Raw genomic sequence first — 25312 nt, forward strand, 5'->3', positions numbered from 1 at the left:
CGCCTGCCCACGCACACACCCGGCCGGGTCCCGCCGTACTGGGTGGGCGTCGGGGCGGCGCCCGCCAGGGCGGCGATCCCCGCGATGGCCGCCGAAGCGCGCGTGCTCGCCGAGCTCGGCCGGTGCCTTTCCCGGCGCGAGATCATCTGTCGCCGAGCGGACCTGCAGTTCGAGTACACCGTCGCCGTGAGCGATGCCGCGCGGCCGGGCTTGGCGGTGCTACTCGCCCCGCTGGACGCCCAGCCGATGCTCGCCGAGACGCTGGAGACGTTCGTGGACACCGGCTTCAATCAGCTCGCCACCGCGCGGCTGCTCATGGTGCACCGCAACACGGTGACCTATCGGCTCTCGCGCGTGCACGAACTCACCGGCCTGGATCCGCACCGCCCCGCCGACGCCATGACGCTGTCCGCCGCGCGGCTGGCCCGCCGCCTCGAATCCGCGTCCTTCGCACCGTAATTCCCTTGCGACCGGATCCGGTTCCCGGACATCACGATCGCGCGAGCGATCGTGGGTGAATTCCTGGATCACGTGACCAAAACGCTCACCGCCGCGGTGCGCCCCGGATAGTCTCGGCGGTGGGTCCGAAACCCGGATCCTTGCGTCACCTGCCGGGAGCGTCCGATGGAGAAGGCTCTGGTCACCGACGGGGTGTCCGCGACACCCTCAGCTTCGGGCGGCGCCCGCACGCCCGACGAATCCCAGCAGCGGGCAACGGCTTTACTGCGTCCCGGAATTCTCGCCTTCGGCGGCGCGATCCGCCCGACCGCATTGCACGCCCACCACACCGTCCAGGTGCTCGCCGCGCGCACGCCGATCACGGTGATGGACGCGGGCGGGGTCCGGCACCGTGGCACCCGGATCATCGTGCCCGCCGACGCGCCGCACCGGATCGAGACCGCCGCCGAGGGCGCCGCGCTGTACCTCGATCCCGACACCGCGGCGGGCGCCGCCGCCGATCGCCATGCGCACGCCGGCGGCTGGGCCGACGACCAGCAGGCCATGCCCGCGACACTGGCGACCGCGCCGATTGCCGAGCAGGTGGCCGCGGTCGTGCGCGAATTGCGCTGCGCGCCAACGGTCAGCGGCTCGCACCGGCACGGCGCGGTGACCGAGGCGCTACGGCTGCTGCCGAGCCTGGTGCCGGATCATTCGATTCGCGGCGCCGACGTGGCCAAGCGGGTCGGGCTCTCCCCCGCCCGGCTCTCGCACCTGTTCGCCGAGCAGGTCGGAATGCCGTTGCGCCCGTACATCCTGTGGCTGCGACTGCGGGTGGCGATCGGCCGATTCCGTTCCGGCGACGACGTCGCCGCCGCCGCGCACGCCGCGGGTTTCGACGACAGCACCCAGCTCACCCGCACCTGCCGCCGCACCTTCGGACTGACGCCCGCCGCGCTGCACCGCACCGAACTGTGGGACCTCGGCGACGGGTCCTAATGGGCACTGCCGGACGTCAGTCCGTCGACAGCCCGCGCACGGCCGGAGCGAAGGCGGAGGTACGCCCTGACGCCGCACCGCCCACACCCGGTACGCTCGATCCCATGTTCTCGCGGGTCCAGCTGACGGCGTTCGCGGTATTCGCGTGCCTGGCGCCCGCGCTCGCGCTACTCGCCACGCCCCTGCCCGAACAGGCGTCGCTGGCCGCGCTCGGCGTCCTCGCCGTCGCGGTGTTCGCGATGGTGGCGCTGCACGGCGCCGCGGTCGCGCCCGCGGTGGTCCCCCGCGGCGGACCACCGCCGTCGGCGCAGCGCCGCAGGCGCGGTTCCTATCTGCGACAGAGCAATCCCGACACGGCGGGCCGTCCGCGGCCGCGAGCACCGGGTCTGGTCACGGGCTGATCGACGGCCCGCGCCGTGGCGCGGGTGTGGTCGGCCCTGCGCCGTGACCATCCCCCTGCGTGCGCGCACGCCTCACCGAATCAGGTGCTCTCTCATGCTCGATGTCGTCTATTACCCTGTCTCCGCCGTGCTCTGGCTCTGGCACACCGCATTCGCCGCGCTGCTCGGAAGCACCAGCGGCCTGGCCTGGGTGCTGGCGGTGGTGTTCCTCGTCGCCACGCTCCGCGCCGCCATGTATCCCCTTTTCCTGAAACAGGTCCGGACGCAGGCCGTCGTGAAGCGCCTGCAACCCCAGATCGAGGCGCTGCGCAAGCGCTACCCCGACGACCGGCAGCGACAGACCGTCGAAATCCAGAAACTGCAACGGGACAACGGTGTCGGACTGCTGGCGGGCTGCCTGCCGCTGCTCGGCCAGGGACTGGTGTTCCTCGCGTTGTTCCATGTGCTGCGCTCGTTCGACCGCACCGCGGCGGTCGGTCATCTCCCCTTCCAGGCGACGCCGACGCCGATGACGCCCGAACAGAACGCGCAGACCCCGAATTACGTCTTCGATGCCGCCGACGTGCAGTCCTTCCTGCACGCCGACCTCTTCGGCGCGCCGCTGTCGGCCACCTTGGCGGGCAGCCCGAGCGCGGCGGTCGCCGCAGTCGCGGGCACGCTGATGCTGGTGGCGGCCATCGCGACACACTTCACGGCGCGCGCCACGATCGCCCGCCAGGACCCCACCGCGGCACAGCTGCCGATGCTGAACACGCTGACGCTGTGGGTGTTTCCCGCGGGCGCGCTGATCGGCGGCGCGCTGCTTCCGGTCGCGATCCTGCTGTACTGGGTGTCGAACAACGCGTGGACGCTGGCGCAGCAGCATCTCGTCCACCGCCGCGTCGACGCCGAAGCCCGGGCAAAGGCGGAGGCGTCGGCCGTCACGCGCGAACACACCGCACCGAAACCGGGGGTGAAACCACAGACGGGTGCGAAGACCCGGCGCGGCCGCCGGTGACACAGGCGCGCCGTCAGGCGGCGGACGTCGCCCGCAGGTAGTGCTTGGCGCCGATGCCCCACAGCACCTGGCGCACGCCGAGCGGAGCCCAGCTCGCCGAGCTGTCCTCCAGCACCACCGGATCCCGCAGTGTGACGGCGTGGCCTTTGGTCTCGAGCTCGAAAACGCCTGCGGCGAGGACGTTCTTGACCCACTCGGCCTCGCGGCCGTAGGTCAGCGCGATGCGGTAGACGCCGTCGTCTTCGAACACCCACACCGGAGTCCGGTAGGCGCGGCCGGATCGTCGTCCCTTGTGCCGCACCATCGCGAAGGGCGGCACCGTGCCCGCGACCAGTCCCGCCACGGGGTTGGTCACGTGTCGGTTGAATCTCGCCACTGCGCGCGGAAGCACCATCGGACGGTCCTCTCTCCAGGTGGCGTGCGCTGCCCAGGTTACCCTCGAGCGGTGTCAGCGCAGCCGAACTTCGACGGTCCTTCCGGTGAGAGGATCGCGGTCTACGACCGGCAGGGGCGCGAGGTCGGCGCCGCCGATCGCGCTGAGGTCTATCGCGAGGGATTGTGGCACGCCAGTTCCGGGGTGCTGGTGCGATCGGGGGACGGCGAGCGGATCTACGTGCACCGCCGCACCGACACGAAGATGGTGTTCGCCGGGATGCACGACTGCCTCGCGGGCGGTGTCGTCGCGCCGGGCGAGGAACCGGCGCAAACCGCGATCCGGGAGCTGGCCGAAGAGCTCGGCATCGTGCTCGGCGAGCACGCGACGCCACCACTACCGATGGCCAGCGCGTCCTGGGACGGGGAATGGGAGGGCAGGCCGATGCGCTGCCATCTGTTCGCCTACGAGCTGCGGTACGACGGCCCCATCCGTCATCAGCCCGAGGAGATCGCCGACGGCTGGTGGTGGACCGACGCGGAACTGCGCGCCCACCTCGCCGACCCGGACTGGCCGTTCGTCCCGGACACCCGGGTGCTGATCGGCGATCTCCTGGCCTGAACCAGCTACGCCGCGCTGCCGCTACCCAGGGACAGCATGGTGGTCACGATGTTGGCGACGACTTCGAGCAGCTCCATGAAAGGCAATCCTTCGTGTAATTCATCAGGTGGGGGCCCAGCATCACGGACGTGGGTGTCGGGGAGGTTACCCGAATGTGACGAACTCGGAGGGAAGTCCTCGTCGTGCGGGACTCGCCGCGGTCAGCTGGACGACGCGCCGGTGCTGGCCCAGGACAGGAACGCACCCGGGTTGCGGGTCTGCAGCAACACCCGGCCGGGGCCGACGAAGTCGAAGACGAAGCCCTCGCCCGACTTCAGCGACTGGATGGAGCGGCCCGAGACGGCGCGCCGGATGGTGAAGTTCATCGCCAGGTCGTAGGCCACCACGTGTCCGGTGTCGATGGTGATCGGTTCGCCGGGCTGCAGGTCGATCACGTCGATCGCGCCGAAGACGCCGACCACGATCTCGCCCTCGCCGTGTGCGCGCAGGCCGAAGCCGCCCTCGCCGCCGAACAGATTCGCGAAGCCGCCCCATTTGCTCTCCACCTGCACGCCGTGCGAGTTGGCGATCCAGCCGCCGCGGCTGATGAAGAACGGCCGGTCCGGGGTGATCTGCAGGTTCAGCATGTCGCCGGGCAACGCGGGCGCGACGTCGACCCACCCGCCCTGCTGCGGTGCGGTGAACGTCGACACGAAGAACGATTCCCCGGCGAGCACCGAGCGCTTGAGCCCGGCCAGAATGCCGCCCTCGGCCTTCGCCTGCAGGGTGATACCCGCCGAATGGGCGACCATGGCGCCGCTTTCGACCCGCATCGGCTCACCGCCCGCGAGGAAGCACCGCGCGACGGTGGAGGCGGGATTGTGGCGCAGTTGTACCTTCATGCGCCGACCCTACCGCGTGCGCGCGGCAGGCAGGGATCGGCGAATTCCGCCGGGGGAACCCGGGATTCGCGAGACGGGTCAGCCGAGCGAGCGCAGCGCGTCGTCGCTGCGTGCGACCACCGCGCCACCGTCGGCGGTGAGCACGATCGGACGCTGGATCAGCTGCGGATTGGCGGCCAGCGCCTCGATCCACCGATCGCGGTCGGCGGGTGTGCGGCCCCAGTCCGCCATGCCAAGGTCCTTGGCGATCTGCTCGCCGGTGCGGGTGATGTCCCACGGTTGCGCGCCGAGCCGCCGCAGCACCTCGCGCACCTCGTCCGCGGTGGGCGGGTCGTCCAGGTAGCGGCGCACGGTGTAGTTCGCGCCCGTCTCGTCCAGGTGCGCCGTCGCGGTGCGGCTCTTCGAGCACCGCGGGTTGTGCCAGATCTCGGTCTGTTCGGATGTCATGCCTTCAGATAATCACGTCGCGCTACAGATGCATCAAGTTCGGCCACGTCTCGGCCCACGGATGGCGCAGCCCGGAGCACGCCCACACGGTGACGTCCCGGGTGTTGCCGGGAAAGCCGAGCCTGCTTTCCACCTTGCCGACCGGCTCCACGCTGTCGAAATTCCAGCGCAGGAAGCTCTCGGTCACACCGACGGCGAGCACCGTGCTCGCCGCGTCGACCGGCCTGCCGAAGTAGCCGTAGCCGCGGCTCGGGCTGTAGACCGGCGGCAGCTCGTCGCGCGCGAACTGATCGAGCGCGCTGGCCTGCCAGTAGGTGTCGGTGACGATGACGACGTTCGCGCGTTCGGCGGGGTCGAGGGCGGCGTAGGCCTCCGACACCGCGGCGGTCAGCTCCGGCCAGCCGAATTCGCCGTACACACCGATATTGATCGCGGCCTCGGCGTCGTCGGCGGGCGGTGCGATGCGGTCGGGGTGCTGCCACGGCGTGGACCACAGGACGAGCGCCGTGGAGCACAGCACCGCGGCCGCCCCGCCCCCGGTGAGCAGCCGGCGCGACGCGGGGCGCAGCCGGTGGGCCAGCTCGACCAGCCCGACGGCGCCCGCGGCGAGCACCACGCCGTACATGCCCGCCATGTAGTAGATGCGTCCGCCCATCACCAGGAAGATCGCGACGAGCACTAGCAGCGTGGCACCGAGGAAGCGATAGGGGCGCAGCGCGGGATTGCGCAGCAGTGTCCACACGCCGAACGCCAGCACGATCGCACCCAGGAAGCCCGCGGTCATGATCGCCAGCGGAACGAACATCAACCGCCCGCCGAGAACGCCCTGCTCACCGCTGATCACCTCGCCCATGCGCAGCTGCGGCCAGCCGTTGCCCGCCTGCCAGATCAGCGTCGGCACCGTCGCGAGCAGGACGATCGCGCCGCCGAGCCACAGCAGCGGGCGCCGGACCAGTTCGCGCGGACCCAGCGCCAGCGAGGTCACGGCGACCGCGATCCAGAAGAACGGGATCAGCCATTTCACCTGCATGTCCAGCGCCGTCACGAGCGCGGCGTACAGCAGAAGCGCATCGTGGCGGGTACGCACCCAGCGCACGACGAGCCAGGTGATGATCACCCACAGCACGGTGTCGATCGCGTTGGTGGTGAGCATCTTGCCCTGCAACAGCAGGAACGGCGACGTCGCGTAGGCGGCGGCCGCGAGCAGCTGTGCGCCGCGGCCGCCGCCTAATTCCCTGGCCAGCAGTGCGGTGAGTACCACGGCCAGCGTGGTCAGCGCGACCGCGGGCAGCCGGAACGCGAAGAACGATCCGGGGGCGAGGGTGTCCATGAGCCGGGCCAGCATCGGAAGCACCGGGCCCTGATCGGCGTAGCCGAAGGACGGGTGGCGGCCCGCGGCCAGGAAGTACAGCTCGTCGCCGAAGTAGCCGTAGCGGCTCGCCGAGAACAGCAGCACCGCAAGGGAGAGGCCCGCCACGACGGCGATGCCCGCGGTCGCCACCGGAGGGCGCTCCTCCCCCGTGATGTGTTGCTCCTGACGATCTACCGTTTGGATCACGCCGCTCCTCGACGAGTTCGGACTCGGGCCTGGTCGAATCTAACGGGAAACGCCCGCTCGCCCATCCACCCACGGGGCGAGTCGAGATCAGCCTTTCGGCGTAGCCGACCGGGTTCGGCACATACTGGAAGGATGAGCGACGCATCGAAGCCCGAAAATCCTTACGGCACACCCACTACCAGCGGCCCCAGTCCGATCCCGCGCTATCAGGCCGCGGTGAACCGCGTAGTGCGCGCGCTGCTGCGCGTCCCCGGACTCTCCCGGGTGGTGGGCAAACGACTGATGACGCTGCACGTCGTCGGCCGCAGCTCGGGCAAGATCTACACGGTGCCGGTCGCATACACCCCCCACGACGGCGCGCTGCTGGTCGGCACCCTGCTGCGGCCGTGGGTGAAGAACCTGCGCACCGGTACGCCGGTCACACTGACCCGCGGCGGGGAACCCGAGCGCTTCGATCCGGTGGTGCACACCGGCGAGCAGGACGTGATGCGGCTGTTCCAGATCATCGCGAGGGACAACAAGACCAATGCCTCGTTCAGCGGCATCGGGTTCGACGCCGACGGCTCCCCGAGCAAGGCCGACATCTACCAGACCTGGCGGCAGGGCGGTGTCGTCGTGGAGCTGCGGCCGGTCTGATCCCGCCTACACCGCCGCGGTCGCCGGTACGGGTCTACGTCGGCGCGCCAGGAGGTAGGCCGCGGCGGCGGCCGGGATGTTCATCAGCACGCCGTACACCGCACCGGGCACGGCCATCACATCGTCGTGCAGCACCGAGACCGCGACGGCGATCGCGATCGCGCCGTTGTGGATGCCGATCTCCATCGCCGAGGCGACGGCCTGATCGTCGTCGACGCCGAACAGCCGCGGCACCACGTACCCGACCGTCAGACTCAGCACGGCGAACACCAGGCACAGCGCGGCCAGCTCGCCCAGGTGCTCGGTGAGCGTCTCGAAGTTCTTCGCCACCGCCGCCGCGACCACCAGCGCCAGCACCACGATCGACAACACCTTGACCGCACCGCGCATCCGCTGCGCCCAATCGGTGAACCGTCGATGCACCCACATGCCGAGCACGACGGGCACCAGCACGATCGCGAAGACCTGCGCGAACTTGTCCGGCCGCAACCCGATCGAGCCCTCGCCGTCCAGGAACACCGTGTAGGACAGCGCGACGACCAACGGCAACGTGAACACCGCGAGCACCGAATTCACCGCGGTGAGTGTGATGTTCAGCGCGACGTGCCCACCGGCGATGTGGCTGAACAGATTCGCCGACGGTCCGCCGGGCGAGGCCGCGAGCAGCATCATGCCCACCGCGAGCGCGCCCTCCACGCGGAACAACAGGATGAGCCCGAGGCACGCGGCGGGCAGCAACACCATCTGGCAGACCAGCGCGATCGCCGCGGCCGCGGGATAGCGCAGCACCCTGGCGAAATCGTCGACGGTGAGCGTCAGCCCGAGACCGAACATCACCAGGGCCAGCGCCAGCGGCAGAAATACGGCGAAAGCCGTTGAACCCATGCGAATCTCCTTCCGAGCCGTCATCCACCGGATTCGACGGTATCGGTGGGAAGGCACGGGAGCAAAGCCCGCGCGGCGAAAGTCTCACCTGCGCGTCGGGCGATCCCCAGGATGTTGGGTCTTACGGTATTGGATCGCCCACCACACTTGCAGCGCGGTGTGTGCGGCGCGCAGATCGGCGCCGGTGAGCTCTTCGAAACGACTCAGGCGGTAGCGAACGGTGTTGGGGTGCACCACGAGTCGCTCGGCGGTGGCCTCGATGCGCAGGCCGGTGTCGAGATAGGCCTCGACGGTGTCGATGAGCGTGCGGGCGGATTCGCCACCGCCGAGGGCGGCCAGATAGCGCCGGACGAGTTCCGCGCCGAGATCGGTGTCGGCGGCGATCGCGGGCAGCAGGCCGACGCTGTCCAGATCGACGATTCCGGTGCGGCCGAACAGCTGTGCGGTGGCCAGCATGCGGCCCGCCAGGCGGAACGAGCGAGCCAAGTCCTCCAGGCGGGTCGGCGTGCCGAGACCGACGACGCCGTGCCCTCCCGGGCTTCTGGACTTTTCCACAAACCCGGCGATGTCGCCGTCCACCGTGGTCACGAACCCGCTCGCGGCGTTGATCCGGCCGGAGGCCAGGGGTTCGTCAGCCCTCGCGCGGTACGCGCGGTACTCGAGTTCCGGGTCGACGCCGAGCTGCTGGGCGCGAATGCGCAGGTCCGCGGGGCCGAGGGTGCCGAGGAGCACGGCCCGGGTGAACTCGGCGCGGAACTGCTCGTCGTGCCGGGCCGCGGCGATCTCGACATCGCGGTGCCCGGCGCTGTACGGGACGACGGCCGCGTCGACGAGATCTAGCAGCGCGGTGGTCAACCGCAGCAGGGTGCGATCGGCGACCTCGCTCTCCCCGGCCGCCTCGGTCAGTTCGGCGAGGATCTCGCGGACCGCGATGCGCCAGCCGTTCTGCACGTCGGCGAGTGAAACACCTTGGCGGGCACGGATTTCGCCGAACGCGCGCAGCGCCGTCAGATCCTCGGAGGTCAACGGGTGGCCGTCGTGCAACGCGGTGAGCAGGCGGTCGATGATCGAGGCGGTGGCCGCGGCGATGGTCGGGGCGGGCAGCGGCGCGTAGGCGGACATCTCCGCCCTGGCCCGCGCCACCACCCGGTCGACGAGTTCGGGCGACCGGTGACGCACACGCGCCACCACCCGTCGTTCCGGGGCGGTCGGGCGTCTGCTCATGGGGGCCGAGCCTACGACCGGATGTTTGGATAAATCAACAAACCGGCGACTGATAGTTCGACACGCTCTCCATGGCGCAGATCACACTTCTCATCGAATACTCGTCGGGACCGACCACCGCTGTTCGACGAGGATCGACGATGTATCTGACTCAGGGCCTGCACCGCGCCGCCCAGCACAACCCCGACGGCCTGATGACCATTTGCGGTCCGCGCACCCGAACCAATCGCGAGGTGCTCGACCGGGTTTCCCGATTGGCGGGCGCGCTGCGCGGCCTCGGCGTCGGCGCGGGCGACCGGGTGGCGATGCTGTCGCTGAACTCGGACCGCTACCACGAGTACCTGCTCGCGGTGCCGTGGGCGGACGCCGTCCTCAATCCGGTGAACATCCGCTGGAGTCCGGCCGAAATCGCCTACTCCCTTGCCGATTCCGACAGCCAGGTGCTTTTCGTCGACGACGCGTTCGCCCCCATGGTGCCTGCGCTGCGGGCGCAGTATCCCGAACTGCGCGCGGTGATCCACTGCGGCGACGGCCCGGCCCCCGAAGGCGCGCTCGACTACGAGAGGCTCATCGCCGGCGCCGCGCCGATCCCGGACGCGCGCCGCGGCGGCGACGCGCCGGCGGGCGTCTTCTACACCGGCGGCACCACCGGATTCCCCAAGGGCGTGGTGCTCAGCCACGCCAATCTGCTGACCTCCGCGTTGGGCGGCGTCGCCACCGGGTTCCTGATGGCCCCCGGTGCGGTCTTCCTGCACGCGGCGCCGATGTTCCATCTCGCCGACCTGGCCGGATGGCAGGGTGTGCTGATGCTGGGCGGCACCCACGTGATGATCCCGGCGTTCGACCCGGTGGCCACTCTGACGGCGATCCAGCAGCACCGGGTGAGTTCTTCCGTGCTGGTGCCGGTGATGATCCAGATGCTGGTCGACCACCCGCGCGCGGCCGAGTTCGACCTGTCCAGCGTGGAGCACATCATGTACGGCGCCTCGCCGATCTCGCAGGCGGTACTCGAGCGCGCGATGGCCGCCTTCGGCAACGCCGGGTTCGCCCAGGCCTACGGCATGACCGAGGTCGCGCCGATCGCCACGCTGCTCGGCCCGCAGGACCACCTGGACGGTCGGCTGCGGTCGGCGGGACGGGCCGCGCCGCACAGCGAGATCCGGATCGTGGACTCCGACGGCGTCGAGGTGCCGCGTGGCACCGTCGGCGAGGTGACGGTGCGCGGCGGCCACGTGATGCTCGGCTACTGGAACAAGCCCGCCGAGACCGCGGACGCGGTGCGGGACGGCTGGATGCACACCGGGGACGGCGGCTACATGGACGAGGACGGCTACGTCTACATCGTGGATCGGATCAAGGACATGATCGTCTCCGGCGGTGAGAACGTGTACTCCGCGGAGGTGGAGAATGCCGTCGCCGCGCACCCGGCCGTCGCCGCGGTGGCGGTCATCGGGGTACCCGACGCCGAATGGGGCGAGCGGGTGCACGCGGTCATCGTCTGCAAGCCGGGCCTACAGGTGACGGCGGAGGAGATTCGCGGCCACGCCAAGGAACTGATCGCCGGGTACAAAGCGCCACGCAGTATCGAGATCGTGGACGCGCTGCCGGTCTCGGGCGCCGGGAAGATCCTGAAACGCGATCTGCGGCAGAAGTATTGGGACAACGGGGCGCGACAGGTCAACTGATCGCAAAGGGCCGGGCCCCGCAAGAGGCTCGGCCCTTCGATCCGTCGCGCGCGGTGGCCACGTGCGCTGCCCGACGGCGTCCGTCGGCAGTCCGCACGTGGCCGCCGCGGAGGCGGCGGTGCGCTCAGCTCGCGCTGCCCGACCCCAGCAGCTGCTGGATGGTCTTGATCAGAACTTCGGCCAGGAAATCCGCTGCAGATCCGGACATGGGGTACTCCTCATCTAGACGCGGCGCACATGGTCGGCGCCGTTGATCTGAAGCATGCATGATTCAGATGTTTGCCGGAGGCGTTTTCGGTCCAAAAAGACCGGAGAAGCATCGCGTGCGCACCCGAAACAGGGCTTTCAGCTGGTGCTATCTTCCTAGACAAGCGTCCAGTGGGTTGGGTCACATTCCACTCAGTGGGATGAGGGGATCCGTTCGCCAGACGCGCCGGGGGCCGCGCCCCATGGGAGACGCGGCCCTCGGCACAACCACCGAACTACAGGTACCGACCCGTGTTCGACTCGGTGTCGATCGCACGGCTGGCGCTGGCGTTCTTGCCGGTGCATCGAGCGCAGCCGGAAGTACACGATCCGCTCGCCCGATATGGTACGGGCCGCACCCCCGCAGGAGGCGCGGCCCGTACACGACCGAACTACAGGTACTGACCCGTGTTCGACTCCGTGTCGATCGCACGGCTGGCGCTGGCGTTCTTGCCGGTCACCAGGGTGCGGATGTACACGATGCGCTCGCCCTTCTTACCCGAAATGCGGGCCCAGTCATCGGGATTCGTGGTGTTGGGCAGGTCCTCGTTCTCGGAGAACTCGTCCACGATCGAATCGTAGAGATGCTGGATGCGCAGACCCGGGTTGCCGGTGTCGAGCACCGCCTTGATGGCGTACTTCTTGGAGCGGTCCACGATGTTCTGGATCATGGCGCCGGAGTTGAAGTCCTTGAAGTACAGGACTTCCTTGTCACCGTTGGCGTAGGTGACCTCCAGGAAGCGGTTGTCCTCGCTCTCGGCGTACATCCGGTCGACGACCCGTTCGATCATCGCGGAGATGCAGGCGACCTTGTCGCCGCCGAACTCGTCGAGATCGTCGGCGTGCAGCGGCAGGTGCTCGGTCAGGTACTTGGAGAAGATGTCCTGTGCCGATTCGGCATCCGGCCGCTCGATCTTGATCTTCACGTCCAGGCGGCCGGGCCGCAGGATCGCGGGGTCGATCATGTCCTCGCGGTTGGAGGCGCCGATGACGATGACGTTCTCCAGGCCCTCGACACCGTCGATCTCCGAAAGCAGCTGCGGCACAACGGTGGTCTCCACATCGGAGGAGACACCGGAGCCGCGGGTGCGGAAGATCGAGTCCATCTCGTCGAAGAACACGATCACCGGCGTGCCCTCGGAGGCCTTTTCGCGCGCCCGCTGGAAGATGATCCGGATGTGGCGCTCGGTCTCGCCCACGAACTTGTTGAGCAGCTCGGGGCCCTTGATGTTGAGGAAGAACGACTTGGCTTCCTTGGCGTCCTCACCGCGCGCCTCGGCGATCTTCTTGGCCAGCGAGTTGGCGACCGCCTTGGCGATCAGCGTCTTACCGCAGCCGGGCGGACCGTAGAGCAGCACGCCCTTGGGCGGACGCAGCGCGTACTCGCGGAACAGATCCTTGTGCAGGAACGGCAGTTCCACCGCGTCGCGGATCTGCTCGATCTGGCGTCCGAGACCGCCGATGTCGTTGTAGTCGACGTCGGGGACTTCCTCCAGCACGAGATCTTCGACCTCGGCCTTGGGGATGCGCTCGAAAGCGAAGCCGGCTTTGGTGTCGACCAGCAGCGAATCACCGGGCCGCAGTTTACGAATGGGCGAATCGGGATCGTCCAGATCGTCGTATTCGGCGACCTTGGCCAGCGGGCCTGCCAGCCAGACCACACGCTCCTCGTCGGCATGGCCGACGACCAGCGCGCGGCGACCGTCGTCGAGGATCTCGCGCAGGGTGCCGATCTCGCCGACCGAGTCGTAGGTGTGCGCCTCGACGACCGTGAGCGCCTCGTTCAGACGGACGGTCTGACCGTATTCGAGGATCGAGGTATCGATGTTCGGTGAACACGTCAACCGCATCTTGCGACCCGAAGTGAACACGTCGACCGTCTGATCGTCGTACACACCGATCAGGATGCCGTATCCGCTCGGCGGCTGACCCAGCCGATCGACTTCCTCACGCAGTGCGACCAGTTGCTGGCGCGCTTCCTTGAGGGTGTCCATCAGCTTCGTGTTGCGAATGGTCAGCGAATCGATGCGGGCTTCCAATTCCCGTGTGCGATCCGGCGAATCGGCGAGTTGCCTTCGGAGTGCAGCCGCCTCGGCGCGTATCGCCTCGAGCTCTCTCCAGGCCGCCGAATCCGAATTCTCGATGGGGCTCATGTGCTGCTCCTCCCAGTCCCGGTCTATCAACGCTACCGGGCGCGAACCGTTCTCGCTTTCCGACATGGTTTCGTCGTGATCACATCTGTGCTGCGATCGGCGGCCGAATGTCCATGTTAGCCTGCCCTAACCCGACACGGGGCGAGGTCCCTCGCCACCTGAGCCGAAAGGTTGCTAGACAATGCTCCTTCCCGCCAAGACCCTGCGTGTTTCCGTGGCTACCGCCGCGGCCGCCCTCGCCGTTACGGTCGGGCTGACCGCCTGCGGCTCGGACGACTCGTCCGACACCGCCGCGACCGGCACCTCGGCGGTGGCCACCACCTCGGCTGCCGCCACGACCGGCGCCACGGGCGGTCACGACCACGCGGCAGGCGACGCGCCCAAGGCCGAGGAACTTCAGGCCACCCTGGCACTGGTCGCCGATCCGAGCAAGCCCACGGCCGAGAAGACCGCGGTCATCGTGGACGGCCAGAAGCGCGCCGCCAACATCGACCAGATGAACCAGCTGCTGGCGGGCTACGGCCAGCTCACCTTCGTGGTCACCGACGTCAAGGCCGAGGGCGAGACCGCGACCGCCCAGGTCGTCATCACCTCCCCGCACGGCTCGGCCCCCGCCATGCCGATGACCTGGCAGCACGTCGTCGGCAAGTGGAAGCTCTCGGACGCCACCGCGTGCACCATGCTCGGCTTCGCCCAGGCGCCCTGCGCGCCCTGATTCCCGCGCGTCGATCTCGTCGCCTCCCGGTCCGCGCACGACCCAGTGGCCCGTGCGCCCGTGCGTGGTTTCCCAGGAAACCTCACACGGGCGCGTTCGCGATTCGCGGGCGAGGTAGCGGGCCTCAGCCCTTCGAGGGGCGACGTTGCGGCTTGGGGGTGACCACACCCTCGGCGAGCCTGCGTGCGCTCACCAGGAAGGCCGTGTGGCCCTGCATGCGGTGCTCGGGACGCACGGCGAGGCCGACGACGTGCCAGCCGCGGATCATCGACTCCCAGGAGCGCGGCTCGGTCCAGCATTCCTGTTCGCGCAGCGCCTCGACCACCTTGGACAGCTGGGTGACGGTCGCCACGTACACGATGAGGACACCGCCGGGCACCAGCGCTTTGGACACCGCGGGCAGCGCGTCCCACGGCGCCAGCATGTCCAGCACCACCCGATCCACCGGTTCGCCGGTGTAATCGGCGACGTCGCCGACGGTCAGATTCCAGTTAGCTGGACGTTCGCCGAAGAAGCGTTCGACATTGCGGACGGCGTGCTCGGCGTGGTCCTCGCGGATCTCGTAGGAGACGACTTCGCCCTCCGGGCCGACCGCGCGCAACAGCGAACAGGTCAGCGCGCCGGAGCCCGCCCCGGCCTCCAGGACGCGCGCGCCGGGGAACACATCGCCCTCGTGCACGATCTGCGCGGCGTCCTTCGGGTAGATGACGGCCGCGCCGCGCGGCATGGACAGCACGTAGTCGACCAGCAGCGGGCGTAGGGCCAGGTACGGGGTGCCGTTGGTGGAGTGCACGAGGCTGCCTTCGTCGGCGCCGATCAGATCGTCGTGCTTGATCCCGCCGCGGTGGGTGTGGAACTCCTTGCCCGGCTCCAAGATCACCGTGTAGAGGCGTCCCTTGGCATCGGTCAGCTGCACCCGGTCCCCGGTGGTGAATGGCCCGGTCCGTCTGGCCGTCATGAATCTCCGTTCGCTGCTGGTTCTCGTGCTGTCGTCACGGTTCGGCACCGGCGTGTCGGTGCCGCCGGATAGCCTGCCAGGTATGCCAGCGCCCGTGTCCACGCCCCCTGCCGACGCCGCCTCCACACCGGCGCCACGGCCCGCCGAGCGAGGCCGCAGGCCCGCGCTGTCTCCTTCGCGGGCAATGGATTTCAAGCAGTGCCCGCTGAAGTACCGGCTGCGCGCGATCGACCGGATCCCGGAGCCGCCCTCGCGGCACGCGGTGCGCGGCACGGTGGTGCACGCGGTGCTCGAGGACCTGTACGGGCTGCCCGCCGCGGATCGCGGGCCCGAGCGGGCCGCCGCGCTGGTGGAACCGGCCTGGGCCAGGGTGCTCGCGGCGCAGCCGGAGATCGCCGAGCTGGTCGCGGCCGACGGGCTGACGCCGTTTCTCGCCGAGGTCCGCGCCCTGGTCGACAGCTACTACCAGCTGGAGGACCCGACCCGGTTCGAGCCGGAGTCCCGGGAGGCCAGGGTGGAGGTCGAGCTGGACGACGGCGTGCTGCTGCGCGGGTATGTCGACCGGATCGACGTGGCCCCGACCGGCGAACTGCGGGTGGTCGACTACAAGACCGGCCGCGCGCCCGGTCTCACCCACGAGACCAAGGCGCTGTTCCAGCTGAAGTTCTACGCGCTGGTGGTGCTGCGCACCCGCGGCGTGCTGCCCGCCCAGCTGCGCCTGATCTACCTGGCCGACCGCCAGATCCTCACCTACGCGCCCGACGCCGAGGAGCTCGGCCGCTTCGAACGCACCCTGTCGGCACTGTGGGCGGCGGTGCGCGAGGCGGGCCGCAGCGGCGAATTCCCGCCGTCCACGAGCTGGCTGTGCGGTTACTGCGACTACAAACCGCTGTGCCCGGAGTACGGCGGCACCCCGCCGCCGTACCCCGGCTGGCCGGAGGGCGACGGCGAGTCGCCGGACGAGACCCTGGCCGAGGCCGTCGCCGACTGACCCAGGTTCACCCGCTGAAGTTGCGGAACAGTAGCACCGAGAGGCCAAGGCCGACAAGCAGATTCACCGCGACGGCGGAGCCGAAGACGGCAATGGGCCGCCATCCCGCCTCGCGCAGGCCGCGCAGCGAGAATTCCAGGCCGATCGAGACGAAGGCCAGAATCAGGAACCAGGTGCGCAGGTCGTTGACGATCGCGAGGTGCGCGGAGCCGGTCTTCTTGTCCACCGAGGCGAGGTAGATCGTGCCGATCACCGACGCCGCGACGAAGCCGAGCACGAACTTCGGGAACCGGTCCCAGAACTGCCGCGCCGACGGCCGCGCGGCTCCGGGCCTGCGCTCGACGCGCAGGGTGAAGTACGCGGTCAGCGCGATGGCGACCAGTCCGATGAGCGCGTTCTGCGTCGTCTTGACGATCGTGGCGATCTGCAGCGTCTGCTCGCCCGCGATGGCGCCGGAGGCCGCGACGGCGGCCGTGGTGTCGATATTGCCGCCGATCCAGGCGCCCGCCACCGCGTCGGAGAGCCCGAGCATGTCGGCCAGCCAGGGCAGCAGGAAGATCGACGGCAGCGCGAAGATGATGACCAGCGAGGCCGCGTAGGCGATCTGCTCGCGCCGCGCCTGCACCGCGCCCGCGGCGGCGATCGCCGCGCTGACCCCGCAGATCGACACCGCCGAGGAGAGCAGTGCGCGCAGCTTGTCGTCGAGCCCGAGCCGCCCGCCGAACCACCAGGTGAAGCCGAACACGGCGGTGATCAGCAGCAGCGCCTGCAGTATCGCCGGGCCCGCCGCGGTCACCAGAATCCTCAGGTTGATCGACGCCCCGAGCAGCACCACGCCGGTCTTGATGAAGAACTCGGTGCGGAAACCCGCCGAAAGACGTTCTCGCAGATTCAGTTTCGTCAGCGCCAGATTGCCGAGCAGGCCGAGCGCGATAGCGTAGACGGGGTATTCGATCGACTTGGCCACCCGCTGGAACGGGGTGTCCACCGCCCACTGCGGAACGTGCGTCTCGAAGAACCTGGTGAGCGCGCCGAGCACGAGCACAGCGGTGATACCGGCCGCGATCTGCGCCGCCGTCGGACGCGGGATCGCTTGCAGCGCCGAGGTTTCCGAGCGCACCGGTGGATCGGCGGGTGGCGCGGAATCGGCCTGCCGCGCTTCGGTGTCCGACATCAGGGCACCAGCCAATCCGGGATCGCGCCGACGAGGACGAGCGCAATGAGCGCCAGTCCGGCGATCGCCGCCAGCCAGTCCTCGTTCCAGGTGAAAGTGCTGCCCGGACGTTCCTCGGGCGGTGTCTGCGACACGGTGGTGCTCCTTGCGTTCCTCATCGAGAGGCCGCACCGTACCAACGCGCCGTCACCGGCCGCAGCGGTTGAATTCTCCGTGAATCTATCGGTGGGAACGGACGATCCGGGCGGATACGCTCCGGTATCCGCCCGGATCGTCCGGTGTGATCAGAAGGCCCGGCAGGACCGGATGTCGGTGGCCAGGATGGCCTTGGCGCCGAGGTCGGCGAGCTCGTCCATCACCGCGTTGCCCTTGCCGCGCGGCACCAGCGCTCGCACCGCGACCCACCCGGGATCGGCGAGCGGGGAGACGGTCGGCGACTCCAGACCCGGCGTGATCCGCACGGCCTGCTCGAGCAGGTCCTTCGGGCAGTCGTAATCCAGCATCAGGTACTGCTGGGCGAACACCACGCCCTGGATACGGGCGACGAGCTGGTTGCGGGCTCGGTCGTTCTGGTCGGAGCCGACCGCCTCGATGAGCACGCCCTCCGAATCGCACAGCGTCTCGCCGAAAGCGACCAGGCTGTGCTGGCGCAGCGTACGGCCCGAGCCGACCACGTCGGCGATGGCGTCGGCGACGCCGAGCTGGATGGAGATCTCGACCGCGCCGTCGAGGCGGATCACCTCGGCCTCGATGCCGCGGCGCCGGAGGTCGGCGCGCACCAGGTTCGGGTAGGAGGTCGCGATGCGCTTGTCGTGGAGATCCTCGACCTTCCACTCCGGGCCTGCGGGTGCGGCGTACCGGAAGGTGGAGCGGCCGAAGCCGAGCGCGATGCGCTCCTGCACCGGCGCGCCGGAATCCAGCGCCAGATCGCGGCCGGTGATGCCGAGGTCGAGCTCGCCGGAGCCGACGTAGACGGCGATGTCCTTGGGGCGGAGGAAGTAGAACTCGACCTGGTTCGCCGGGTCGAGCACGCTCAGGTCGCGCGAGTCGGTGCGCTTGCGGTATCCGGCCTCGGTCAGGATGGAGGTCGCGGATTCGGACAGGGCGCCTTTGTTGGGGACTGCGACGCGCAGCATGGGGGTGGATGTCCTTTCGGTGTTCGACTTGGCATGAGCGGGGGCCCTCCGTGGTCACGCTTCGCTGCCGCCTCCGGGCCTGACCCGCTCACGCGGGAAGCGAAACTACGGAATAGGCGCGACCGTCACAGATGTCGGTACACGTCGTCGAGCTTCAGTCCCCGCCCCACCATCAGCACCTGGACCCAGTAGAGCAGCTGCGAGATCTCCTCGGCCAGCGATTCGTCGCTCTCGTGTTCGGCGGCCAGCCAGACCTCGCCCGCCTCCTCGAGCACCTTCTTGCCCTGGGCATGCACACCGGCGTCCAACGCGGCCACGGTGCCGGAACCCTCGGGGCGGGTGATGGCACGATCCTGCAGCTCGGCGAACAGGGCTTCGAAAGTCTTCACGGCTGGCCATTCTTTCAGACGCGCATTCCCAGCTACCGCCCCGGTCCACCTCCGACCGGCCCCGAGTCGCGCGTCCGACACACGCGCGCGAACGAGGTCCGCGCGCGGCAGGAGCGAACGCGGCGGAATGCCCAGCGTCCGCGGTGACCGGACCCCTCCCGGCGTGCCGTGCCGAACCGTCGTGGTGGTTCGGCACGGCGACTCGGCGCGGGCGCGAGCGCGATCCGGATTCAGCGCGGACGGTCGATGCGGTAGACGTAGTGCAGCGTGCCGTTGGCCGGGTTGTCCGGCTTCAGCTCGCCCTCCGCGACGCGCCGCAGTCCCGCTTTCTCCAGCGCCCGCCACGACGCGGCGTTGGCCGCCGAGACAGGCACGACCACGCAATCCGCCTCCGGATACGCCGCCCAGGTGTCGGCCAGGGCGGCGCGGATCATCGCCGACCCCACGCCGCGACCGACCGAGTCCGGCTCGCCGACCAGGTAATCGAGGGTCATCGCCGACCCGGGCACGTCGGCGAGCTCGCGCAGCTCGTCGATGTACTCCGGGTAGTCGGCGATCCGGCACCGCTGCACCAGGCCGATCGGCACGCCGTCGGCGTAGGCGAGGAGGTCTTCGGCGGGTTCCTCACCGCGGGCGGTGGGGCCGAAATCGCGCCGCACCGCCTCCGGCGAGAGCTCGTGGTTCCACCACTTCGCCACGTGCGGACGCGCCAGCCAGCCGCCGAGCAGCGGGAAATCCGACTCGGTGACGCGGCGCCAGGTGAATTCCGGCGCGCGCACCTCCTCGGCGCCGGTCACTGCTCCGAGGCCAACAGGTCCGCCAGTTCGGCGACCGCGACGCGCAGATAATCGGCGAACTCGTGCATCTGGCCGGCCACCGCCGTTGGCGTCGCCAGGTAGAGGTTCCAGCGGTCGGGCAGCAGCACGTAGGCGACGCCGATGCAGCGCGGGCTTGTGGAGCCGAAACCGAAGTACTGGATATTGACCGAGGGCGCGGAGCTGGTGCTGAGGTAGTCGTCGCGCATGATCACCCAGCCGGGGCTGCCGTAGAGCGAAATCGGCTCGGTGACACCGAGTTCCGCGCCCCGGCGGCGCTGGATCCACTCCAGCTCCCACAGGTGCTGTTCCGGCGCGTCACCGGCCTGGCACTGCTTGGCCCGCGCGACGTGCTTGGCCGCGGCGGTGCGCGCGGCCGCGAGCCGGGCGGCGGTGTCGGCGGCGGGATCCTGCATGGCGTCGACGAAGGCGATCATCTCCGGCGTCACCACGCGCATGGCCTCGGTGCGGCCGTTGCGATACTGGCGGGTCGCGATCGATTCGTAGGTCGCGCCGGTGATGCCCTTGCTGCGCCGGTGCGCGAGCTGGTAGCTCAGCTGGGCGAAGGCGTCCGGCGAGATGCCGAGCTGCTTGGCCCGCGCGGTGCCGAAGTCCTCGAAAGAGACTGTCTGCGTGGCGTTTTCGGACGCGTAGTTGGCGAAGGCGGCGCCCGCCGCCGCGATGTCGGTGCGCAGCGCGGCGTCGAGGGTGAATTCGATCGGCTCCACGGGCGGCAGCCCCTGCGCCTGCGCGCCCGAGCGTTCCGCGTGCTGGGCGGCCGACGTCTCGAGCAAGGTGTCGACGAACGACAGGATGGTGGTGCCGTCCAGCCCGCAGTGCTCGACGTTGATGCCCGCCTGCCCGTCGCCGAAGACGATGAACGAGACGGCCTTGTCGAACCAGCGGTTGGCGCTGTCGCCGTGCAGCAGCTGGTCGCAGGCGTGCTGAGTGTCGCGCGGGGCGAAGTCCTCCAGGCACAGGCAGAACAGCGCGGTCTCGATGGTGTCGAGCGCCGCGACGTTGGCGGGTTCGGCGCGGAGCGCGGCCCGGCTCGCGGCCCATTCGGCGCGCGCCTTGGTGGTGAGGTGACCGACGGCGGTGTCGGTGCGCGCCGAGCGCGACCCGGCCTTCAGCACCGCGCGCAGACCGTCGGCGAGGTCGTCGAGCGAGTACGGCGCGCCGCCCTCGCCGATCACGTCCATCCGGAACATGCTCCCGCGGTAGAACACCACGATGTGCCGCTCCCGCGAGGGGCCGGGCCACTCCGGGCTGTAGGGCACCCGGACCGTGTCCTGCTGCTCGCCCGGAATCCTGGTCTCGGAGAACAGGTACTTGTTCTGCCACATGGACAGCTGCTGCCCGCGCTGAGTGACCGGCGGGACGGCCTCCTCGTCGAGGGCGAGCTTGTAGTCCACGGCGGCCGAGATGATGGCCGCCGCCCGCTCCACCTGATCGGCCGCGGTGGAGGCGGCCAGCGTGGTGTCTTCGCGGAAGAGGAAGAAGAAGTTGGCGTTCAGGGCGATTCGGTCGCGACGGCCCAGATAGCGCGACGGCCAGAACAGATCGAGCCAACTGCCGACGCCCGGCGTGGCGTCGTAGTCCGCCAGTGCCGCGTGCAGCGTCCGGCCCGGGCCGTCCGGACGGAGCAGATCGGCGACCGCCGCCTCGGTGGTGGCGAGCTCGTCGTCGGTGAGCAGCGGGGTGCACCACTCCAGGAACCTGGCGCAGCTGTCCTCCAGCGTCGGCAGCGGTACCCGGGGCAGGTGATCTTCGGCGGCGAAGGTGCGGTCGGTCAAGTCGGAGTCCTCGCGGTTCGGGTCGGTGGGTGAGACGCGCACGGCGGGACAGCACCGTGCGCGGGAGTTCGTGGAGTGCGTTGCTCCACTACAGATCCTCGGCGACGATGCCGAGTTTCGACAAGAGGCCTGCCGAGGTTTTCGAGCGAAAGCTCAGGGGCGGCCCTTGGGGCCCGGCCGGGACAGGTAGAGGTGCGCGTACAGCCAGCCATCGGCTTCGCGGCCTTGGGTGTCGATTCCCTTGTCCGACAGCGTGTTCAGCACGCGCTGCTGTTCGTCGGCGGAGGCGAACCTGCGCTGCGCGTACAGGCCGGGCGCCTGCTCGGTGCGGTAGCCGAGCGCTGCCAGTTCCTCGGCGATCGGATCGAAGTCGAACATGCGCAGCACGAAGTGCGCCATCCACGGCCTGCGCCGCGGGTGCGCGGTGGCGATCCGCAGCAGCGTCTTCTCGGTGACGTAGCCGATGCAGCCGGTCGAGAGGACGATATCGGCGCCTGCGAGCACCTCGCGCTGTTCGTCGGTGGGATCGGCGGATTCGAGGTCGGCGTGCACGATGTCGTGCAGCAATCCGGTGGCGTGCGCGTAGTCCAGCGCGGGGCGGGCGGCGTCCATGCCGATGAAGCGCACGTCGGAGTGGTGATCGGACTCGGCGAGCCTGCTCCGATCGCGGGCGACGAGCTGGTCACGGTCGGCGTCGCCGTCGGCGGCGGCGTAGTGCTTGGCGAGCTCGCCGATGCCGGTGTCGAAGCGCAGCAGTGCCGCGTTCACCCCGTAGGAACAGCCGATGTCCAGCACGGTCGGCGTGGCGACGCGCGCGGAGGCGCGGTACTCCCGGATCTGCTGCTCGAAGAAGGGCTTCGCCAGTTCCGGTATGCGGTAGTCCAGCTCGGACATCCGTGCGTAGTACTCGCGGGGATCGGGACGGTCGTAGATGTCGTCGAAGGAGGCTTTCCCGGTCGTGTGTAACGGCACTGGCACGTGTGTTCGTTCCTCTCGGGTCGAGCTGAGCTCAGTCGAGTAGCCGGTCGCCGCGAACCAGGCGGTCCTCGGCGACGTGTTCGGGCAGGACTCGGCCGAACAGCTGGCGGGTCCGCTCCACGGTGCCGATGACACCGGGCCGGTCGGTATAGGCGAAGATCGCCGAATGTCGTTGCCTGCCACCGGTAACCGGGGACACGCGGTGGAGCGAGAAACGGCCCTGGAACAGTTGCAGATCGCCGGGGCGCAGCGCGAGGCTGCGGACCAGGCGCTCACCGGTTCCGGTCAGCACGTCGCGCACGTCGGCCAGGTTCTCGGCCTGCGGCGAGCGGATGTCGGGGCAGTATTCGAAAACACCGCCCGCTTCCGGCAGCTGGGTGAGCATGCTGACGGTTAACTCGTTGGTGTCGAAGTGCCACGGGTGCGACATGCCCGGCGCGACCACGTTCAGGCACAGGCCCGCCAGTGGGTCGGCGTATTCGTGCAGCTCGGACAGGCCGAAGCAGTCCGCGACGAAGCGCTGGAACGCGCCGCTGGTGTAGAGCCGGTGGATCAGCGCGTCCGCCGGGATGCGGTCACGGGGCACGAATGCGTTCCCACGGTCCATGACGATGCTGCCCGGATGATCCGGGGGCAGTTCGGTATCCAGCGGAATGTTGTAGGCGTTGACCCGCTCCACCTCGTAGTGCGCGTGCGGCGCCATGTCCTCGCCCTGCGCGCGCAGCGTCTCGATCAACTCGGGGCGAATGAACTCGCGCAGGACCGTGCAGCCGCCGTCGGCCAGGTCGGCCCGCGCCGCGTCGACCGCCGCCCGCCACCCCGCCGATCCCGGTGATTCGAGCGGATACCTTGCGGTATCGACGATTTCGTCGAGTACACCCGTCGCTGCCATGGCGTCATTTTGGTGCAGCGCTCGGCGACACGCCCGGGGATCCGGAAAAGTTGCCGGTGAACACAGTCACACTTAATATCTGCGCGCACTTGCGTTGCAGCACAGTAACTCCCGAGCATCCGCCGGTGTCGAGAGCCGAATCGAACCGACCGGTCTCGCGAATCTGGAACGTGTTCTTCGGCCGCGCGATCGCCCCGACGCGGTGTGCGCGGGACGGGGCGCGAACGTCAGCCGCGCGCGTGCAGGGTGCGTTCCAGGTCGGCGTGGGTGAGGCCGACGAGGCTGTCGCGGAAGACCAGACCGGGAGCGTCCGGTACCGGAATTTCGCAGGGGACGACGAGGACGGCGCAGCCCGCGGCCGCGGCGGCGCGGGCGCCGGTGGGCGAATCCTCGATCGCCACGCAGTCGCGCGGAGGGACGCCGAGCAGTTCGGCGGCGCGCAGATAGACGTCCGGTTCGGGTTTGCCCTCCGGCACCTCGTCACCGCAAACGGAGACATCGAAGAAGTCGCGGCCGAGGGTGTCCAGGCCGTATTCGGTCAGCGAGCGCTTGGTGTTGGTGACGAGCGCCGAGGCCAAGCCCGCGTCGCGGACCAGGCCGAGCGCGTCCTTGGCGCCGGGCCGCCATGGAATGGGGCCGGTCATCAGCTCGGTCACCCGTCGCTCCAGGAAACCGGCTGCCTCCCGCAGCGCCTGCGGTGTCGGGTCGAGGCCGAGGCCGTCGAACAGGATGCGCAGGGCGTTCGGGCCCGACGCGCCGATGAGCGCGTGCCGGATCTCTCGGGTCATCACGCTGCCGAGTTCCACCGCCAGCTCCCTGACCCCTATGTCCCAGAGCTTCTCCGAGTCCAGCAGCGTCCCGTCCATGTCCCACAGCACCGCGGCGAGTCGCGCTGTCACGTGCGGTCGTTCTCCTCGTATCCGTCGAATCGGCGGGCCTATACGCCCGCCGACACATCGGCGTCCAGCGTAGTGGGCGCCACCCGCCCGCCGTCCGTCGACAGCCCGCGCCCGCCCGGAGCACGGGCCCGACAGGCGCGGCCCGGACGCGATCCATCGTCGGTCACGCAGGACCGCGCTCAGCCGAAAGTGCTCCCGGCAGGCGGAACGTCACACTCCGGAGGCGGTGATGACCAACCTGCCGCCGTCCTGGCGGACCTGAATCCAGCGGTTCTCCCGATCGACCGAGCCGTTGGTCTTCACGTAGGTCAGCGAGACGGTGGCGCCGTCGTCGCCGCGCGGGGTGATCCCGTTGACCTGGACCGAGCGGATGGTCGACCAGAACGAGGCGTAGGAGTTGTAGCCGCCGGTCTGGGACTGATAGCCGGGCGCGAGCTGGGACCAGGCGCCGGACACGTTGCCCGGCAGCATGCCGTAGTAGCCCTGGATGAACTGGGCGATCCGGTCGGGCGTCGGCGGGCCGAACGGCGTGGTGGTGATCGTGGTCGCCGGCGGACGCGTCGTACTGCTCGGATGACCCGGGCTGCTGGACGGAGCCGAAGACGGCGCAGCGCTACCGGAGGGCGTGGCGGGCACGGCGGTCGGGGTGTCGGCGTTCTGCGGTGCGGCGGTGGGGGCTTGAGCCTGGGGCCCCTCGGCCGGCCCGCCATCGGCACTCTGCGGAGGCTGCACCGGCTCACCGGTCCCGGAGGGCGGAGCCGCGGTGGAACCGTCCTCTCCGCCCCGGTCCCCGCCGGAGAGGACGAAAGCCACCACGACGACCAACACGACCACCGCGGCGGCGGCCACGAGGGCGAGAGTCTGCTTGTTCGGCCCGCCCCCTGCGGTCGCGCCGGGCAGCGTGCCGCCGCCGGACGGTCCGATCGGCGGCGGCGACGGCGGCGCGGACGAGAGCGCCGCCGACGGCACGAATTCGGTGGCGTCGGAGGCGTTCCCGGTGCTCGCGGTCGCGGCGGACGTGGCGA

Annotated in this window: 26 protein-coding genes and 1 pseudogene; 9 read left to right on the forward strand and 18 right to left on the reverse strand. The window is 69.6% G+C overall.

Going from position 1 to position 25312, the window contains the following annotated elements; translation table 11 throughout:
* The 4 genes from NL1_RS32270 to yidC all read left to right on the forward strand — a co-directional run.
* Nucleotides 1-459: PucR family transcriptional regulator (locus NL1_RS32270; protein ID WP_162272790.1), on the forward strand; the 459-nt coding region annotated here is incomplete at its 5' end.
* Between the two features lie 165 nt (nucleotides 460-624).
* Nucleotides 625-1437, forward strand: a complete 813-nt coding sequence (locus NL1_RS32275; RefSeq protein WP_067847645.1) for a helix-turn-helix domain-containing protein — start codon at nucleotides 625-627, stop codon at nucleotides 1435-1437.
* 104 nt (nucleotides 1438-1541) lie between these two features.
* Nucleotides 1542-1838, forward strand: coding sequence for a DUF6412 domain-containing protein (locus tag NL1_RS32280; RefSeq protein WP_067847687.1), 297 nt, complete (start codon nucleotides 1542-1544; stop codon nucleotides 1836-1838).
* Nucleotides 1839-1932: 94 nt separating this feature from the next.
* The gene (gene yidC, locus NL1_RS32285) at nucleotides 1933-2835 is read left to right on the forward strand and encodes a membrane protein insertase YidC (RefSeq protein WP_067847648.1); all 903 of its coding nucleotides are present in this window, start codon (nucleotides 1933-1935) and stop codon (nucleotides 2833-2835) included.
* A gap of 13 nt (nucleotides 2836-2848) precedes the next feature.
* Here yidC and NL1_RS32290 read toward each other — a convergent pair whose 3' ends face one another.
* Nucleotides 2849-3190, reverse strand: coding sequence for a nitroreductase family deazaflavin-dependent oxidoreductase (locus NL1_RS32290; RefSeq protein ID WP_373862612.1), 342 nt, complete (start codon nucleotides 3188-3190; stop codon nucleotides 2849-2851).
* A gap of 90 nt (nucleotides 3191-3280) precedes the next feature.
* Between NL1_RS32290 and NL1_RS32295 the strand changes: the two genes are divergently transcribed.
* Nucleotides 3281-3829: an NUDIX hydrolase gene (locus tag NL1_RS32295; protein ID WP_067847654.1), complete on the forward strand. Its 549-nt coding sequence runs from the start codon at nucleotides 3281-3283 to the stop codon at nucleotides 3827-3829.
* 200 nt (nucleotides 3830-4029) lie between these two features.
* Here NL1_RS32295 and NL1_RS32300 read toward each other — a convergent pair whose 3' ends face one another.
* The 3 genes from NL1_RS32300 to NL1_RS32310 form a co-directional block, all read right to left on the reverse strand.
* Complete coding sequence (locus NL1_RS32300; protein ID WP_067847657.1) at nucleotides 4030-4710, reverse strand: TIGR00266 family protein; 681 nt, start codon at nucleotides 4708-4710, stop codon at nucleotides 4030-4032.
* Nucleotides 4711-4788: 78 nt separating this feature from the next.
* On the reverse strand, nucleotides 4789-5157 hold the full coding sequence (locus tag NL1_RS32305; protein ID WP_067847659.1) for an arsenate reductase family protein: 369 nt from the start codon (nucleotides 5155-5157) through the stop codon (nucleotides 4789-4791).
* 22 nt (nucleotides 5158-5179) lie between these two features.
* Nucleotides 5180-6715: an ArnT family glycosyltransferase gene (locus NL1_RS32310; protein WP_084511253.1), complete on the reverse strand. Its 1536-nt coding sequence runs from the start codon at nucleotides 6713-6715 to the stop codon at nucleotides 5180-5182.
* Nucleotides 6716-6847: 132 nt separating this feature from the next.
* Between NL1_RS32310 and NL1_RS32315 the strand changes: the two genes are divergently transcribed.
* Nucleotides 6848-7351, forward strand: coding sequence for a PNPOx family protein (locus NL1_RS32315; RefSeq protein ID WP_218024518.1), 504 nt, complete (start codon nucleotides 6848-6850; stop codon nucleotides 7349-7351).
* Between the two features lie 6 nt (nucleotides 7352-7357).
* Here NL1_RS32315 and NL1_RS32320 read toward each other — a convergent pair whose 3' ends face one another.
* Nucleotides 7358-8236 (reverse strand): bile acid:sodium symporter family protein, encoded by an 879-nt coding sequence (locus NL1_RS32320; protein ID WP_067847662.1) that lies wholly within the window; start codon nucleotides 8234-8236, stop codon nucleotides 7358-7360.
* 84 nt (nucleotides 8237-8320) lie between these two features.
* Complete coding sequence (locus tag NL1_RS32325; protein WP_084511257.1) at nucleotides 8321-9460, reverse strand: PucR family transcriptional regulator; 1140 nt, start codon at nucleotides 9458-9460, stop codon at nucleotides 8321-8323.
* Nucleotides 9461-9600: 140 nt separating this feature from the next.
* Between NL1_RS32325 and NL1_RS32330 the strand changes: the two genes are divergently transcribed.
* Nucleotides 9601-11145, forward strand: a complete 1545-nt coding sequence (locus tag NL1_RS32330) for an acyl-CoA synthetase (RefSeq protein ID WP_067847696.1) — start codon at nucleotides 9601-9603, stop codon at nucleotides 11143-11145.
* Nucleotides 11146-11783: 638 nt separating this feature from the next.
* On the opposite strand, the gene arc is transcribed toward NL1_RS32330, so the two are convergent.
* The gene (gene arc / locus NL1_RS32335) at nucleotides 11784-13544 is read right to left on the reverse strand and encodes a proteasome ATPase (RefSeq protein ID WP_067847699.1); all 1761 of its coding nucleotides are present in this window, start codon (nucleotides 13542-13544) and stop codon (nucleotides 11784-11786) included.
* A 181-nt stretch (nucleotides 13545-13725) separates the two neighbouring features.
* On the opposite strand from arc, the gene NL1_RS32340 reads away from it, so the two are divergent.
* Complete coding sequence (locus NL1_RS32340; protein ID WP_067847668.1) at nucleotides 13726-14259, forward strand: WKL family lipoprotein; 534 nt, start codon at nucleotides 13726-13728, stop codon at nucleotides 14257-14259.
* A 124-nt stretch (nucleotides 14260-14383) separates the two neighbouring features.
* Here the strand turns inward: NL1_RS32340 and NL1_RS32345 are convergent, their stop codons facing one another.
* The gene (locus NL1_RS32345; RefSeq protein WP_067847671.1) at nucleotides 14384-15217 is read right to left on the reverse strand and encodes a tRNA (adenine-N1)-methyltransferase; all 834 of its coding nucleotides are present in this window, start codon (nucleotides 15215-15217) and stop codon (nucleotides 14384-14386) included.
* 82 nt (nucleotides 15218-15299) lie between these two features.
* Here NL1_RS32345 and NL1_RS32350 point away from each other — a divergent pair, with 82 nt between their 5' ends.
* On the forward strand, nucleotides 15300-16208 hold the full coding sequence (locus tag NL1_RS32350) for a RecB family exonuclease (RefSeq protein ID WP_067847702.1): 909 nt from the start codon (nucleotides 15300-15302) through the stop codon (nucleotides 16206-16208).
* 7 nt (nucleotides 16209-16215) lie between these two features.
* Here NL1_RS32350 and NL1_RS32355 read toward each other — a convergent pair whose 3' ends face one another.
* From NL1_RS32355 to NL1_RS38350, 10 genes and pseudogenes are all read right to left on the reverse strand, one after another.
* The gene (locus NL1_RS32355; protein ID WP_084511259.1) at nucleotides 16216-17382 is read right to left on the reverse strand and encodes a YeiH family protein; all 1167 of its coding nucleotides are present in this window, start codon (nucleotides 17380-17382) and stop codon (nucleotides 16216-16218) included.
* Nucleotides 17382-17516 carry a hypothetical protein gene (locus NL1_RS39965; RefSeq protein WP_281180895.1) on the reverse strand — a complete coding sequence of 45 codons (135 nt, stop codon included), beginning with the start codon at nucleotides 17514-17516 and terminating at the stop codon, nucleotides 17382-17384. The genes NL1_RS32355 and NL1_RS39965 overlap by 1 nt, the downstream gene beginning before the upstream one ends.
* 150 nt (nucleotides 17517-17666) lie before the next feature.
* Nucleotides 17667-18518, reverse strand: coding sequence for an ATP phosphoribosyltransferase (gene hisG / locus NL1_RS32360; protein ID WP_067847675.1), 852 nt, complete (start codon nucleotides 18516-18518; stop codon nucleotides 17667-17669).
* Between the two features lie 125 nt (nucleotides 18519-18643).
* Nucleotides 18644-18907 carry a phosphoribosyl-ATP diphosphatase gene (locus tag NL1_RS32365; RefSeq protein WP_067847679.1) on the reverse strand — a complete coding sequence of 88 codons (264 nt, stop codon included), beginning with the start codon at nucleotides 18905-18907 and terminating at the stop codon, nucleotides 18644-18646.
* Between the two features lie 230 nt (nucleotides 18908-19137).
* Nucleotides 19138-19704, reverse strand: a complete 567-nt coding sequence (locus NL1_RS32370) for a GNAT family N-acetyltransferase (protein ID WP_245673686.1) — start codon at nucleotides 19702-19704, stop codon at nucleotides 19138-19140.
* Nucleotides 19701-21560: a choline/carnitine O-acyltransferase gene (locus NL1_RS32375; RefSeq protein ID WP_245673687.1), complete on the reverse strand. Its 1860-nt coding sequence runs from the start codon at nucleotides 21558-21560 to the stop codon at nucleotides 19701-19703. The genes NL1_RS32370 and NL1_RS32375 overlap by 4 nt, the downstream gene beginning before the upstream one ends.
* A gap of 111 nt (nucleotides 21561-21671) precedes the next feature.
* Nucleotides 21672-22496 carry a class I SAM-dependent methyltransferase gene (locus tag NL1_RS32380; RefSeq protein WP_174553498.1) on the reverse strand — a complete coding sequence of 275 codons (825 nt, stop codon included), beginning with the start codon at nucleotides 22494-22496 and terminating at the stop codon, nucleotides 21672-21674.
* A gap of 31 nt (nucleotides 22497-22527) precedes the next feature.
* Nucleotides 22528-23388: a HalD/BesD family halogenase gene (locus tag NL1_RS32385; RefSeq protein ID WP_067847684.1), complete on the reverse strand. Its 861-nt coding sequence runs from the start codon at nucleotides 23386-23388 to the stop codon at nucleotides 22528-22530.
* A gap of 227 nt (nucleotides 23389-23615) precedes the next feature.
* Nucleotides 23616-24287, reverse strand: coding sequence for an HAD family hydrolase (locus NL1_RS32390; protein WP_339379970.1), 672 nt, complete (start codon nucleotides 24285-24287; stop codon nucleotides 23616-23618).
* 210 nt (nucleotides 24288-24497) lie between these two features.
* Nucleotides 24498-25312: pseudogene (locus NL1_RS38350) on the reverse strand (hypothetical protein); the annotation flags it as partial.

The organism is Nocardia lijiangensis NBRC 108240, from assembly GCF_001613045.1.
Lineage (GTDB): Bacteria > Actinomycetota > Actinomycetes > Mycobacteriales > Mycobacteriaceae > Nocardia > Nocardia lijiangensis.